The organism is Mycobacterium sp. GA-1841 (assembly GCF_001954135.1).
In the GTDB taxonomy this organism is placed as follows: Bacteria; Actinomycetota; Actinomycetes; order Mycobacteriales; family Mycobacteriaceae; genus Mycobacterium.
On sequence record NZ_MBEQ01000110.1, the window covers coordinates 18,559 to 32,716 of the forward strand.

The following is a 14,158-nucleotide window of genomic DNA, read 5'->3' on the forward strand; positions in this document are numbered from 1 at the left end:
ATATGGTCGGCCACAGCCTGGTTAGCCTCGGTGACGACGACATCGCCGACAAGATCCGCGGGTGGTCGCTGTAAGGGCGACGGGATGGGTGTCCAGACGTCGATCGGGTGACGACGTAGACTTTTCTGGTCGAGAGGCGTTGCAACGGTTATCGGGGGGGCGGTTCCCCGCGGTTTCCGCCACGCTCGGCAGAGTCAAGGACGCCTTCCGCTACGGAAGGAACGTACGTGAGCACTTCTGACTCGAACTCCTCTGGTTCAAATGGTTCGAACACTTTCGAGCCGAACATCCGTCCCGACTGCACCGATGACCTGACGGCTGCGATGCGCCGGCGGATCTTGGTGATCGACGGCGCGATGGGCACGGCGATCCAGCGCGACCGGCCGGACGAGGCCGGCTATCGCGGCGAGCGGTTCAAGGACTGGGCCAGTGACCTGCAGGGCAACAACGATCTGCTCAACCTGACGCAGCCCCAGATCATCGAGGGCATCCACCGCGAGTACCTGGAGGCCGGCGCCGACCTCCTCGAGACCAACACGTTCAACGCGAATGCGATCTCGCTCTCCGACTACGGCATGGAGGAGTTCAGCTACGAACTGAACTATGCCGGCGCTGCTCTGGCCCGGGCGGCCTGCGACCAGTACAGCACCGCGGACAAGCCCCGCTATGTCGCCGGGGCGCTGGGGCCGACGACGCGCACGGCGTCGATCTCCCCGGACGTCAACGATCCGGGTGCCCGCAACGTCACCTACGACCAGTTGGTGGCCGCCTACCTGGAAGCCGCCAAAGGCCTGGTCGACGGTGGCTCGGACGTCATCATCGTCGAGACGATCTTCGACACGCTGAACGCCAAGGCCGCGGTGTTCGCCCTGGAAACCCTGTTCGAGGAGCGCGGGCGCCGCTGGCCGGTGATCATCTCCGGCACGATCACCGATGCGTCCGGGCGGACGCTGTCCGGTCAGGTGACCGAGGCGTTCTGGAATTCGATCCGGCACGCCAAGCCGCTCGCCGTCGGTCTCAACTGTGCGCTGGGCGCGCCGGAGATGCGGCCTTACATCGCCGAGATGTCGCGGATCGCCGACACCTTCGTCTCCTGCTATCCGAACGCCGGCCTGCCCAACGCGTTCGCCGAGTACGACGAGACGCCGCAACGTCAGGCCTCCTACATCGCCGAGTTCGCCGAGGCCGGCCTGCTCAACCTGGCCGGGGGATGCTGCGGAACGACGCCGGCGCACATCGCCGAGATCGCCAAGGTGGTCGAGGGCAAGCCGCCCCGTGAGGTACCGGTCATCCCGGTGGCCACCCGGCTGTCGGGCCTGGAGCCGCTCAACATCGACGACAACTCGCTGTTCGTGAACATCGGTGAGCGCACCAACATCACCGGCTCGGCCCGATTCCGCAACCTGATCAAGGCCGAGGACTACGACACCGCGCTGTCGGTCGCCCTACAGCAGGTCGAGGTCGGGGCGCAGGTCATCGACATCAACATGGACGAGGGCATGATCGACGGCGTTGCCGCGATGGACCGGTTCACCAAGTTGATCGCGGCCGAGCCGGATATCAGCCGGGTCCCGGTGATGATCGACTCCTCCAAGTGGGAGGTCATCGAGGCCGGTCTGAAGAACGTGCAGGGCAAGCCGATCGTGAACTCGATCTCCATGAAGGAGGGCGAGGAGAAGTTCGTCCACGAGGCACGGCTGTGCCGCAAGTACGGCGCCGCCGTCGTCGTGATGGCCTTCGACGAACAGGGGCAGGCCGACAATCTGGAGCGCCGCAAGGAGATCTGCGGACGTGCCTACCGGATCCTGACCGAACAGGTCGGCTTCCCGGCCGAGGACATCATCTTCGATCCGAACTGCTTCGCGTTGGCGACCGGGATCGAGGAGCACGCGACGTACGGCATCGACTTCATCGAGGCCTGCGCCTGGATCAAGGAAAACCTGCCCGGGGTGCACCTCTCCGGCGGTATCTCGAACGTGTCGTTCTCGTTCCGCGGCAACAACCCGGTCCGCGAGGCGATCCACGCGGTGTTCCTCTACCACGCCATCAAAGCGGGTTTGGACATGGGCATCGTCAACGCCGGCGCGCTGGTGCCCTACGACTCGATCGACCCGGAGCTGCGGGAGCGCATCGAGGACGTCGTGCTGAACCGCCGCGAGGATGCCGCCGAGCGGCTGCTGGAGATCGCGGAACGGTTCAACAGCAAGGCCGACAAAGACGGGGGAGCGGCCGAAGCCGAGTGGCGCACCCTGCCGGTCCGTGAGCGCATCACCCACGCATTGGTCAAGGGCCTCGACGCCCACGTCGACGCCGACACCGAGGAACTGCGAGCGGAGATCGCCGAGGCGGGTGGTCGCCCGATCGAGGTGATCGAGGGTCCGTTGATGGACGGCATGAACGTCGTCGGTGACCTGTTCGGTTCGGGCAAGATGTTCCTGCCGCAGGTGGTGAAGTCGGCCCGGGTGATGAAAAAGGCCGTCGCGTATCTGCTGCCGTTCATCGAGAAGGAGAAAGAGGAGAACGGTACGGCGGACTCCAAGGACACCAACGGCACGATCGTGATGGCGACCGTGAAGGGCGACGTCCACGACATCGGCAAGAACATCGTCGGAGTTGTGTTGCAGTGCAACAACTTCGAGGTGATCGATCTCGGTGTGATGGTGCCCGCCCAAAAGATCCTGGACGCGGCCAAGGAGCACAACGCCGACATCATCGGGCTGTCGGGCCTGATCACGCCGTCGCTGGACGAGATGTCCAACTTCGCCGTCGAGATGGAACGCGAGGGACTGGAGATCCCGTTGCTGATCGGTGGCGCGACCACGTCGCGCGCGCACACGGCGGTGAAGATTTCGCCGCGGCGCAGTGGTCCGGTCGTCTGGGTCAAGGACGCTTCCCGTTCGGTGCCGGTGGCCGCCGCACTGCTCGACGACAAGCAGCGCCCGGCGCTGCTGGAGGCCACCGAGAAGGACTACGCCGCCCTGCGTGAGCGGCACGCCCAGAAGAACGAGCGGCCGATGCTGACGTTGGAGAAGGCCCGGGCGAACCGGACGCCGATCTCCTGGACGGACTACACGCCGCCGGTGCCTGCCCAGGGTCTGGGCGTGCGGGAGTTTCACGACTACGACCTGGCCGAGTTGCGCGAGTACATCGACTGGCAGCCGTTCTTCAATGCCTGGGAGATGAAGGGGCGTTTCCCCGACATCCTCAACAACCCGGCCACCGGCGAGACCGCGCGCAAGTTGTACGACGACGCCCAGCAGATGCTCGACACGTTGATCAAGGAGAAGTGGCTGACGGCCAACGGGGTGATCGGATTCTTCTGCGCCAACGCCGTCGGGGACGACATCGAGGTCTACACCGATGAGAGCCGCACCGAGGTGCGGACCACGTTGCACAACCTGCGCCAGCAGGGTGAGCATCGCGAGGGCATCCCGAACCGTTCGCTGGGGGACTTCGTCGCGCCCCGAGAAACCGGGCTGGCCGATTACGTCGGTGCCTTCGCCGTCACCGCCGGGCTCGGTAGCCAGGACAAGATCATGGAGTTCAAGGCCGCCCTCGACGACTACAGCGCGATCCTGCTGGAGTCCCTCGCCGACCGGCTGGCCGAGGCCTTCGCCGAACGCATGCATCAGCGGGTCCGTGAGGAGTTCTGGGGGTACCAACCCGACGAACAGCTGGACAACGACGCACTGATCGCCGAGAAGTACGTCGGCATCCGTCCTGCCCCCGGCTACCCGGCCTGCCCGGAACACACCGAGAAGGCGACGCTGTGGCAGTTGATGGACGTCCAGAAGCGGACTGGCATCGAGCTGACCGAGTCGATGGCGATGTGGCCCGGTGCCGCGGTGAGCGGGTGGTATTTCTCGCACCCGCAGTCGCAGTACTTCGTGGTCGGCCGGATCTCCCAGGACCAGGTGGCCGACTACGCCAGACGCAAGGGCTGGACGCTGGCCGAGGCCGAGCGCTGGCTGTCCTCCAACCTCGCCTACAACCCGGAGGACTGAGCCGAAACCCGGTGCACCGCAGTGCACTGAGTCACACGATTTCGCGTGGTCCGTTGTGCGATGGGACAATCGGACCATGCAAGCGGTGCTGTGGGACATGGACGGCACCCTCGTCGACTCCGAAAAGCTCTGGGACATTGCGATGCACGCGCTGTATGCGCGCATGGGGGCAGTGCTCACCCCCGAGGTTCGCGAAACCACGGTGGGCGGCTCGTCGGAGAGCGTGATGCGCATCGTCTACGACGATCTCGGTCTCGAGCCGGATCCGGCTGCCATGGCGGCGTCGGCGGACTGGTTGCACGATTACACCGGCGAGCTGTTCGACCAGGGCCTGCCCTGGCGGCCGGGCGCCCAGGAGATGCTCGAGGCCCTGTCCGCGGCCGGCATCCCGATGGCACTCGTGACCAACACGCGCCGCGATCTCGCCGAGCGTGCTCTGAACAGCATTGGCCGCCAATACTTCTCGGTGACCGTATGCGGCGACGAGGTACCGAACGGCAAGCCGGCACCGGATCCGTACCTGCGGGCGGCCGAGCTGCTCGGCCTGCTTCCGGCAGACTGCCTGGCAGTCGAAGATTCGGTGACCGGTACGACGTCAGCGGAGGCCGCCGGCTGTTCCGTTCTGGTGGTGCCCAACGACATCGAGGTGCCGAACGGCCCGGGCCGTCGGCGCGCGGAATCGCTGGGCGCCCTCGATGTCTGCGATCTGCGTTCCATCCATGCCGAACTGACTGTCGGCTCAGGTGTCCGCGGCGTCTGAGACGCGCCGAATTCAGCTATCCGGATATGGCCCGACCTGTGGGCTCACTGTGCCAAGGTGATGATGACTGGTCACCCGATGGCGCGGAGAGGACAGGTCATGTCACATGGTCCGGTAAGCGGCGGTACCTCGTCGGTCCACGACGACGAGTATTTCTCATCGGGTCGGAGCGCCGTGCGTATCGCCTCGGTGGCCGCCCTCGGCGGGCTGCTGTTCGGCTACGACAGCGCGGTGATCAACGGCGCGGTTGACGCCGTTCAGAAGAATTTCGACATCGACAACAAGATCCTGGGTTTCGCGGTGGCATCGGCACTGCTGGGCGCGGCCGTCGGTGCGCTGTCCGCGGGTCGGATCGCGGACCGGATCGGTCGCCTCGCGGTCATGAAGATCGCCGCGGTGTTCTTTTTCATCAGCGCGATCGGCACCGGGTTGGCCCCCAGCGTCTGGGTGGTGGTGTTGTTCCGCGTCGTCGGCGGTATCGGTGTCGGCATCGCCTCGGTGATTGCGCCGGCCTACATCGCCGAAACCTCGCCGCCGGGAATCCGTGGACGGCTGGGATCCCTGCAGCAACTGGCGATCGTCTGCGGCATCTTCCTGGCGTTGAGCATCGATGCGCTGCTGGCCCGTCTGGCCGGGGACGCCACCAAGGAACTGTGGCTGAACATGGAGGCGTGGCGGTGGATGTTCTTGATGATGGCGATTCCCGCGACCGTGTACGGTCTGCTGACCTTCACGATCCCCGAGTCACCGCGGTATCTGGTTGCCACACACCGCATTCCCGAGGCGCGCAAGGTGCTTTCGCGGCTGTTAGGCGAGAAGAATCTGGAAATCACCCTGAGCCGGATCCAGGACACCCTCAAGCAGGAGAAGCCCGCCGCCTGGCGTGATCTTCGCAAACCGACCGGTGGCGTCTACGGCATCGTGTGGGTAGGTCTCGGCCTGTCCGTCTTCCAACAGTTCGTCGGCATCAATGTGATCTTCTACTACTCGAACGTGTTGTGGCAGGCCGTCGGATTCGACGAGAATTCGTCGTTCATCATCACCGTCATCACCTCGGTGACCAACATCTTGACCACGCTGATCGCGATCGCGTTGATCGACAAGGTGGGCCGTAAGCCGTTGCTGTTGATCGGGTCGGTGGGAATGGCCGTGACACTGGGCACGATGGCAGTGATCTTCGGTACGGCAAAGACGCACGAGGTGCTCAACACCTCCACGGGCCTGATGGAGCAGCAACCCTTCCTCGGCGGCATCACGGGTCCGATAGCGCTGGTCGCCGCCAACCTGTTCGTGGTGGCCTTCGGCATGTCATGGGGACCGGTGGTGTGGGTACTGCTCGGCGAGATGTTCCCCAACCGCATCCGCGCAGCCGCGCTCGGTTTGGCGGCCGCGGGGCAGTGGGCCGCGAACTGGCTGATCACCGTGTCGTTCCCGGAACTGCGCAACATGCTCGGGGCGGCGTACGGGTTCTACGCGATCTGTGCGGTGTTGTCGTTCGTCTTCGTGTGGCGTTGGGTCGCGGAGACCAAGGGCAAGAATCTGGAGGACATGCACGCCGAGGTGTTGAAGGCGTAGCGGCGAAGCTGGCGCTCAGGCCGGCGACTCGTAGTCGTCGATGTATGGTCCGGCGCCGACGGTGCGGGCGATCTCGATGGCCGGCTCGACCAGCGTCTCCGGGGCGATGTCCCGGTGGGCCAGATACACCTCGCAATGATCGACGAGGACGCGGACGCTGGACAGCGTCGTCTGCACCAGGGCGAACTCGTCAGGCTCGTCGCGTCGCACCTCGTAGGTTCCCGGCGTGAAGTCCGCCGCCTGACGTAACTCCTCACGCGCCACCGTGACGTCGTCGATCGGATGGATGGCCAGGGTCAAGGTCGCGGCTGCGGCGGAATCGGGACCCCAGGACGCCGACAGACAATCCAGCGGCCGGATCGGGTTGGCGGTGCGATTGTTCTGGATCAGTGACGCGAGGGGAAGGTGCGTGGCCAGGATCGTCCGGATCTCTGCGACCCTGGCGGTGTACGTCGGCAGCTGGCGGTCGACTGATTCGCTCACCCTTCTATTGCACCGCACAAACCGACCCCCGCCGAGCATGAAACAATTCACTGCTGTGAAGACCTTCGATGCCCTGTTCGCCGAACTCAGCGACAAAGCGCGCACCAGACCCGCCGGTAGCGGCACGGTCGCCGCGCTTGACGCCGGCATCCATGGGCTCGGCAAGAAAATCCTGGAGGAGGCCGGTGAGGTATGGCTGGCCGCCGAGCATGAGAGCGACGAATCGCTCGCCGAGGAGGTCAGCCAGTTGCTGTACTGGACGCAGGTGCTGCTGATCTCGCGCGGTCTGACCCTCGACGACGTCTACCGGAAGCTGTGAACGTGGCCGATCAGATGTTGCGCGTTGCCGTGCCCAACAAGGGGTCACTGAGCGAATCGGCCGCCGAGATCCTCTCCGAGGCGGGGTACCGGCGCCGGCGTGATCCCAAGGACCTGACCGTCGTCGACCCGATCAACAATGTCGAGTTCTTCTTTCTCCGGCCCAAGGACATCGCGATCTATGTGGGCTCGGGTGAACTCGACCTGGGCATCACCGGCCGTGATCTGGCGGCCGATTCAGATGCCCCGGTTCGTGAACGCCTGGCGCTGGGTTTCGGCAATTCCACCTTCCGCTACGCCGGCCCGGCCGGTCGGGAGTGGACCACCCAAGACCTGGCGGGCAAACGTATCGCGACCTCGTTCCCGAACCTCGTCCGCAAAGACCTCGCCGCCCACGGAATCGAGGCCTCGGTCATCCGGCTCGATGGCGCGGTGGAGATCTCGATCCAGCTCGGCGTCGCCGACGTGATCGCTGACGTGGTCGGGTCCGGTCGTACGCTCGGCCTGCATGATCTGGTGGCTTTCGGAGCGCCGCTGTGCGAGTCGGAGGCGGTGCTGATCGAACGTGACGGCGCTCAGGGCGACGGCAACGCCGCTGCGCGCGATCAACTCACGGCTCGGGTGCAGGGTGTGGTCTTCGGCCAGCAGTACCTGATGCTGGATTACGACTGCCCGCGTGCGGTTCTGGAGAAGGCCACCGAGGCGACGCCCGGGCTGGAATCGCCGACCATCGCACCGCTGGCGGATCCAGACTGGGTGGCGGTGCGCGCTCTGGTGCCGCGCCGCGACGTCAACGCCATCATGGACGAGATCTCGGCGATCGGGGCCAAAGCGATACTGGCATCAGATATTCGGTTCTGCCGTTTCTGATCGGCGCGTGCTGCGTCTTTCTGCGTGTTAGCGTCCGGAGGACAAATCCAGGCCCTCGGAGGTTGCCGTGACGCATTTTCTGGTTCTGTTGTTGGCGCTGCTGATCGGGGTGGTGGCCGGCCTGCGGGCTTTCACCGCGCCGGCCGCCGTGGCCTGGGCTGCCGCATTGAGCTGGATCAACCTCGACGGCACCTGGGTCGAATGGCTGGCGCACCCGATCACGGTCACTGTGTTGACGATTCTTGCTGTGGTGGAATTGGTTACCGATCAACTGCCGAGTACGCCGAGCCGCAAGACTCCGGTGCAGTTCATCGCCCGGCTGATCACCGGTAGTTTCGCCGGTGCGGTGATCGGCACCGCATGGGGGTACACGTTCGGCGGTCTGGGCGCCGGCCTCATCGGCGCCGTGCTCGGCACGCTCGGCGGATATGAGGCGCGTCGGCGTCTGGTCTCCGCCACCGGCGGCCGTGATCTGCCAATCGCCTTGGTGGAGGACGCCGTTGCGGTGCTCGGCGGCTTCGCCATCGCCGCCCTGACTGCAGTCGTGTAAACCCATGGCGCCCGTGCGGAACTTCGACGCGATCGTCATCGGCGCGGGCCAGGCCGGACCGCCGTTGGCCGGCCGGTTGACCTCAGCCGGGCAGACCGTCGCGGTAATCGAACGCAAGCTGGTGGGCGGCACCTGCGTCAACTACGGCTGCATTCCCACCAAGACCCTGGTCGCCAGCGCCCATGCCGCGCACGTGGCCCGCCGTGGCGCTGATTTCGGTGTGCGCACAGGCGAAGTCATCGTCGACATGGCCAAGGTGAAGGCCCGCAAGGATGCGATCATGCTGGCCGATCGCCACGGCGTCGAGGATTGGCTGGACGGCATGGACAGCGCCACGCTCATCCGCGGACATGCCCGGTTCGTCGACCCGCACACCATCGATGTCGACGGCCAGTTGTTGCGGGCCGAGCGCATCTTCCTCAATGTCGGTGGGCGCGCGGTGGTTCCGGACTTTCCCGGTCTGGACGGCATCGACTATCTGACGAACGTCGGGATTCTGGACCTCGACGTGCTCCCCGAACATCTGGTGATCGTCGGCGGCAGCTACATCGCACTGGAGTTCGCGCAGATGTACCGCCGGTTCGGTTCCCGTGTCACGGTGATCGAGAAGGGCTCGCGGCTGACCTCGCGCGAAGACGAGGATGTCTCGGCTGCCATCGCCGAGATCCTGCGGGCCGAGGACATCACCGTGGTGCTCGACGCCACCGGTATTCGGTTTGCGAAGCGGGACAACGGCTTCGAAGTGACGCCTCGCGACGGTGCGGACCCGATCTGGGGAACCCATCTACTGCTCGCGGTGGGGCGTGCACCCAACACCGACGATCTGGGGTTGGAGAACGCCGGCGTGGACCTCGACAGACGCGGATATGTGGTCGTCGACGATCAGCTACGCACCACCGCCGAACACATCTGGGCGATGGGGGACTGCAACGGCAAAGGGGCATTCACCCACACGTCCTACAACGACTTCGAGATCGTCGCGGCCAATCTCCTCGACGACGACTCACGGCGGGTGAGCGACCGTGTCACCACCTATGCGCTCTACATCGACCCGCCGCTGGGCCGGGCCGGCATGACCGTCGACCAGGTGCGGGCATCGGGCCGGAAAGCGTTGGTGGGCAAGCGTCCGATGACCCGGGTCGGCCGGGCCGTGGAGAAGGGCGAAACCCAGGGCTTCATGAAGATCGTGGTCGATGCCGAGACCGAGGGGATTCTCGGTGCGGCGATTCTCGGTGTGGGCGGGGACGAGGTGGTGCACTCGATCCTCGACGTTATGACCGCCAAACTGCCCTACACCGCGATATCACGCACCATGCACATCCATCCCACCGTCAGCGAGTTGGTGCCGACGATGCTGCAGGAACTGAAGCCGTTGGAATGAACGTGCGGCCGTCAGTCGAACGCGATCACACCGCGGATGTTCTTGCCCACTCGTAGGTCTTTCATCGCCTCATTGATCTCGTCGAGCTTGTAGCGCTGCGTCACGAGTTCATCGAGCTTTAACGTGCCGGCTTCGTACATGGACAGTAATCGCGGCATGGCCTCGCGCGGGTTCATCTCACCGTAGAGCACGCCCTTGAGGGTCTTACAGGAGCTGACCATGTCGGGCAGGATCAGCGGCACCATCATGTCGGTCAGCTTGGCCATGCCGGTGAGCACACAGACGCCGCCCTTCCGCAGCAGCATCATGGCGACCATGATCAGATCCGGCGGCACCACGCCGGGCGTGAGTACGACGCGGTCAGCCATCACGCCCCAGGTGAGCTCCTTGACCAACTCGACTGCTGCGCCGGCGTCGACGGCGGTGTGGGTGGCCCCGAAGTTCGGCGCGACCTCTCGTTTGAACTCGTTCGGGTCGACCGCGACGATGTGCTTGGCGCCGGCGGCCTTCGCGCCCTGCACCGCGTTCATCCCGATTCCGCCGACACCGATGACCACGACGGTGTCGCCGACCTGGGTACCCGCTGCCACCGATCCCGATCCGAAACCTGTTGTCACCCCGCAGGAAACCAGCGATGCGGCCTCCAATGAGATCCAGTCGTTGATCTTGACGAGTGATCGCTCCGAGGCGACGACGTACTCGGAGAACGTCCCGACCTGCATCATGGCCATCAAGTCCTCCGGGCCGTTCGGCCCGGCTACGTGTCTGCGGCGGGTGTGGTCGGTGGTCATCTCCTTGCTGTAGATCTCGGCACCGACATCGCACAGGTACGTATGACCGGTGACGCAGAACCGGCAGCTTCCGCATGCCGGGAAGAATGAAACAGCCACGTGGTCACCGGTTTTGAGGCTGGTCACACCGGGGCCCACCGCTTCGACGATGCCGGAACCCTCATGCCCGCCGAGCATCGGAAACCATTCGGGCACCGGTACGCCGGCCGCCCGCATCATCTCCTCCATATCGGCGCTCGGGACACTGTCGCCGCTGTAGAAATGCTCGTCGGAGTGGCAGATACCCGCGAAGGCCATCTTCACCAGAACTTCACCCGCCCTGGGCGGGTCGAGGTCGATTTCGGTGACCTCCCAGTCGATGCCTACTCCACGGAGAATCGCGGCCTTGGACTTCATCAGGCGGGCCACCCCACCGTCTTGGTCTCGGTGAAGATCTCCAAGCCCTCGAGGCCGCACTGGCGTCCGATGCCAGACTGCTTGTAGCCACCGAACGGGGCGTCGGCGCCATACCAGAGACCACCGTTGATGCCCAGTGTGCCGGTGCGTATCCGGCTTGCCACATTCTTGGCGCGCTCCAGGTCGTTGGCGAACACCACACCGGACAGTCCGTAAATGGAGTCGTTGGCGATGCGCACGGCGTCATCGTCGTCGTCGAATCCGATCACCGACAACACCGGACCGAAGATCTCCTCCTGCGCGATGGTCATACTGTTGTCGACATCAGCGAAGATCGTCGGCTCCACGAAGAATCCCTTCGACAAATGTTTGGGAACACCACCGCCTGTGACGAGCCGGGCGCCTTCTTGCTTGCCCTTCTCGATGTAGCCCAGCACCCGGTCCTGTTGGCGTTTGGAAACCTGTGGCCCCTGCAGTACCGACGGATCGGTCGGGTCGCCGTATTTGTTCTTCTCGAGCGCGGTCTTGACGATCTCCACGGCCTCGTCGTACCGCGAATTGGGAACCAGCAGCCGGGTGGGCATGGCGCAGCCTTGCCCGGCGTGCATGGAGATGAAGGCACTGCCCCCGATCGACGCCCGCATATCCCCGTCGTCCTCGAGAACCAGATACACCGACTTGCCGCCGAGTTCGAGGAAAGTGGGTTTCACCGTCGCCGCGGCGGCCGCCATGATGCGGCGTCCGGTCGCGGTCGAACCCGTGAACGCCACCATGTCCACGAGCGGAGAGGTGGACAACACTTCGCCGACGAGGTGGTCGGAGGAGGTTACGATGTTGACGACACCCGGTGGGATATCGGTGTGTTCGGCGATGATCCGGCCGATCCGGGTGGCGTTCCACGGTGTGTCGGGAGCGGGTTTGAGCACCACGGTGTTGCCCATGGCCAGGATTGGGCCGATCTTGTTGAGGATGATCTCGAACGGGAAGTTCCACGGCGTGACGACACCGACAACCCCGATCGGCTCCTTCCACACCTCCCGCGCGGCGGGCGTTCCCATGCCGAACGCGTCCTTGTCGGGAAGAGAACGCTTCCAGGGAAACTGGGCGATCATGTCGGCGGGCCAAGTGAGCGCTTCGCTGAGCGGGGCGTCGAGTTGCGGGCCGTAGGTCGACAAGACCGGACAGCCGACCTCGGCGACGAGCTCGGCACGGATGTCTTCGCGTTCGGCCTCCAGAGCCGCCTGCAGCTGACGCAGACCGGCGGCCCGCAGTTCACCGTTTCGCGACCAGTCTGTGTTGTCGAATGCGTGCCGGGCCGCCGCCACGGCACGTTCCATGTCTGCGCGGGTGCCGTCGGCGGTGACGCCGAGCACTTCCTCGGTGGCGGGGTTGATGTTCTCGAAGGTCCGGCCGGTCTCCCCGTCGACGAGCTTGCCGTCGATGAGCATGCGGGATTCGTGTGTCATCTGGTGTTGTCCTTCACCACTGTCGGAGTTCGTTGACCGCCGCGGATGGGCGGGGGGCCAAGGTCAGGTAAGGGATGAAACTGCTGTTGCCGCAGACGAGTACGGAGTACACGACGTCGGCAAGGTGGCCGGCGTCGACAAGGCCGCCCTGCATTTCGCCCCGCTCCATCCACAGCCGAATCGCTTTGTCGAGCGCTTCGGGATTCCAGTTCTTGTTGAATTCGGTCTGCGAATCGCCTTTGCCGCCGAAGCTGTCGCCCACGGCAAGACGGGTGAAACCGATGTTGGGATGTTCGATGCGCCAGGCCTCGACGAGTTTGTCCAGCGCGGCTTTCGTCACGGCGTAGGCACCGAGGAGCGGCCACGGATTGGTGTAGGACGCGCTCAGCGACGACAGGTAGACCGCGGAGCCGCCGGTAGCGGCCAGGTGTGGTGCGGCCGCCGCCGTCGCGAGTGACGCACCGGTGACGTTGGTCGCGAACAGTTGCGCCCATTGTTCGGCGGTGACTTCCCGCAGTGGCGCGAGGACCCCCATGCCGGTGGTGTACACCATGGCGTCCAGACCGCCGAATTGGTGGATGACCTCGGACATGGCGGCCTCGCAGGAATCGGCGTCGGTCACATCGCAGACGACGCCGACGGCTCCGCTGCCTGCCTCCTTGGCGGCGTTCTCGAGGCGGTCCCGTCGGCGAGCCAGGAAAGCGACGCGAGCCCCCTTCTCGGCCAATCCCATTCCGATGCAGCGGCCGAGTCCTGCGGACGCGCCGACAACGGCCACCCGTGGAGCGCCAGATGTTGGGCTTCGCTGCATGAGTCTCCTTGGGGTGATCGAGAGTGAAGCTATCACTCAGATAGAGCGACTATATGCGATATATGAAAATCATCATTTACGTTGAGGTCCATGAATGCGATGAAGGGCCCCTAAGCGTCAGTCCCGCAGGGCGTTTCGGCCGATGGGTGCGAAGCTCAGCAACATACGATCGAGGATGGCGGCCGCCCGCTTCCGGGCCTGGGTGGTGTTCTTTGCGTGCGCGACCAGGAGGGCGGCCTCCTCCAGGGCAGCGACGAGCATATGGGTCAGTTCGGTGACGGGCTGGTCATCGATCACGCCCGCGGCGATGGCGTCCCGTACGGTGGCGTCGATGAGCGCGATGCTGTTGTCTTCCTGGACCGCACGCAGCGTTCGCCAGCCCAGCACGACCGGTCCGTCGATCAACATGACCCGTTGCACCTCGGGCTCCACCGCGGCCTGAAGAAACCCGTGCAGGCCGGTGCTGAGCCGTTCCCAGGCGTCGGTGCCCGGTGGTGGGGACGCCAGTGAGCGCAGCGTCAGATCCCGTTCGACCTCTTCGAAGACGGCGCGGAACAGCTCGGCTTTGTCCTTGAAGTGGTGATAGAACGCGCCGCGGGTCCCGACTCCGGAAGCGGTGACGAGATCGCCGATGCTCGTGTTGAAGTAGCCCTTTCGCACGAACAGCTCGCGACCTGCGTCGATCAGGTCGCGACGGGTCGCCTCGCCCCGGGCTCGGCGCTCATCGTCGGTCCCTCCCCGCTTCGCCATGCG

At 65.0% G+C, this 14,158-nt stretch carries 12 protein-coding genes; 7 read left to right on the plus strand and 5 right to left on the minus strand.

What is annotated here, in order from left to right:
- Positions 1–227 precede the first annotated feature (227 nt).
- From metH to A5740_RS24755, 3 genes are all read left to right on the plus strand, one after another.
- Positions 228–4,004, plus strand: coding sequence for a methionine synthase (gene metH, locus A5740_RS24745; RefSeq protein WP_076198504.1), 3,777 nt, complete (start codon positions 228–230; stop codon positions 4,002–4,004).
- Between the two features lie 76 nt (positions 4,005–4,080).
- Complete coding sequence (locus A5740_RS24750) at positions 4,081–4,764, plus strand: HAD family phosphatase (protein ID WP_076198506.1); 684 nt, start codon at positions 4,081–4,083, stop codon at positions 4,762–4,764.
- 99 nt (positions 4,765–4,863) lie between these two features.
- Positions 4,864–6,339 carry a sugar porter family MFS transporter gene (locus A5740_RS24755; protein ID WP_076198508.1) on the plus strand — a complete coding sequence of 492 codons (1,476 nt, stop codon included), beginning with the start codon at positions 4,864–4,866 and terminating at the stop codon, positions 6,337–6,339.
- A gap of 15 nt (positions 6,340–6,354) precedes the next feature.
- On the opposite strand, the gene A5740_RS24760 is transcribed toward A5740_RS24755, so the two are convergent.
- Positions 6,355–6,822 (minus strand): hypothetical protein, encoded by a 468-nt coding sequence (locus A5740_RS24760; protein WP_076198510.1) that lies wholly within the window; start codon positions 6,820–6,822, stop codon positions 6,355–6,357.
- A gap of 37 nt (positions 6,823–6,859) precedes the next feature.
- Between A5740_RS24760 and A5740_RS24765 the strand changes: the two genes are divergently transcribed.
- The 4 genes from A5740_RS24765 to A5740_RS24780 all read left to right on the plus strand — a co-directional run bounded on the left by A5740_RS24765 (position 6,860) and on the right by A5740_RS24780 (position 9,941).
- On the plus strand, positions 6,860–7,141 hold the full coding sequence (locus tag A5740_RS24765; RefSeq protein WP_076198512.1) for a phosphoribosyl-ATP diphosphatase: 282 nt from the start codon (positions 6,860–6,862) through the stop codon (positions 7,139–7,141).
- A gap of 14 nt (positions 7,142–7,155) precedes the next feature.
- A complete protein-coding gene (hisG, locus tag A5740_RS24770; protein WP_076198823.1) occupies positions 7,156–8,010 on the plus strand; it encodes an ATP phosphoribosyltransferase in 855 nt (284 codons plus the stop codon).
- A 67-nt stretch (positions 8,011–8,077) separates the two neighbouring features.
- Positions 8,078–8,560, plus strand: a complete 483-nt coding sequence (locus A5740_RS24775) for a DUF4126 family protein (RefSeq protein ID WP_076198514.1) — start codon at positions 8,078–8,080, stop codon at positions 8,558–8,560.
- Between the two features lie 4 nt (positions 8,561–8,564).
- Positions 8,565–9,941: an FAD-containing oxidoreductase gene (locus tag A5740_RS24780; protein WP_076198516.1), complete on the plus strand. Its 1,377-nt coding sequence runs from the start codon at positions 8,565–8,567 to the stop codon at positions 9,939–9,941.
- Positions 9,942–9,952: 11 nt separating this feature from the next.
- Here the strand turns inward: A5740_RS24780 and A5740_RS24785 are convergent, their stop codons facing one another.
- The 4 genes from A5740_RS24785 to A5740_RS24800 all read right to left on the minus strand — a co-directional run bounded on the left by A5740_RS24785 (position 9,953) and on the right by A5740_RS24800 (position 14,155).
- Positions 9,953–11,128 (minus strand): NDMA-dependent alcohol dehydrogenase, encoded by a 1,176-nt coding sequence (locus A5740_RS24785; protein WP_076198825.1) that lies wholly within the window; start codon positions 11,126–11,128, stop codon positions 9,953–9,955.
- Positions 11,128–12,594 carry an aldehyde dehydrogenase family protein gene (locus A5740_RS24790; protein WP_076198518.1) on the minus strand — a complete coding sequence of 489 codons (1,467 nt, stop codon included), beginning with the start codon at positions 12,592–12,594 and terminating at the stop codon, positions 11,128–11,130. Before A5740_RS24790 ends, A5740_RS24785 begins: the two co-directional genes overlap by 1 nt.
- Before the next feature lie 13 nt (positions 12,595–12,607).
- The gene (locus tag A5740_RS24795) at positions 12,608–13,405 is read right to left on the minus strand and encodes an SDR family oxidoreductase (protein WP_076198520.1); all 798 of its coding nucleotides are present in this window, start codon (positions 13,403–13,405) and stop codon (positions 12,608–12,610) included.
- A gap of 117 nt (positions 13,406–13,522) precedes the next feature.
- A complete protein-coding gene (locus A5740_RS24800) occupies positions 13,523–14,155 on the minus strand; it encodes a TetR/AcrR family transcriptional regulator (protein ID WP_076198522.1) in 633 nt (210 codons plus the stop codon).
- Between the last annotated feature and the right edge of the window lie 3 nt (positions 14,156–14,158).